The organism is Larkinella sp. C7, assembly GCF_006149005.1.
Lineage (GTDB): Bacteria > Bacteroidota > Bacteroidia > Cytophagales > Spirosomataceae > Larkinella.
This window is the reverse complement of the sequence record NZ_VBSL01000144.1, coordinates 1-481: the sequence shown is the minus strand read 5'-3', so window position 1 is coordinate 481 and position 481 is coordinate 1. Positions and strand designations below refer to the sequence as shown.

The window sequence follows — 481 nt, the reverse complement described above, 5'->3', positions numbered from 1 at the left end:
AAATACTTTTGACTCAAATGGTCAAAAGCTTTCGACCGACGCCAAAGGTATTACTGGCAATCAAGTTTGGACTTACGGAAAAAAAGGCGATAACTTTAGAACCGTTCAACTCCTTAACTTGATGGGCATTAACTCTGACTGGAAGAATGAAGATGGTTCGGCAGCCAACAAGACCCCAGATGAGCAAACCAACCTGACGGTTAAGTATGCTCTGGGGGATGTCTCAATGGAAAATGCTCAACGGATGGCTAACCAAACCTATGTGACCTCTCCAGATGACTGGTCTAAATCTAATCTGCAAAAGGTTTCTGCATCTGTAAAAACTGACGAAAATGGTAAACCTGTTTTGGTTATTAATGTGCCTAAATTGACTCTTTGGGACGTGGTCTACATCTCCAATGCCGACCAAGAATCTGCTCCTGAAGCTGATCAAGCTCAAACACCTGCAGCTCAATCTAGCGATGATAAAGTTGCTGAAAAC

General features: G+C 42.8%; 1 protein-coding gene. It reads left to right on the top strand.

The genetic code is table 11. From position 1 onward, the window contains the following. Positions 1-481 (top strand): glycoside hydrolase family 66 protein (locus FH871_RS34810; protein WP_305036626.1); only part of this gene is annotated, 481 nt, incomplete at both ends.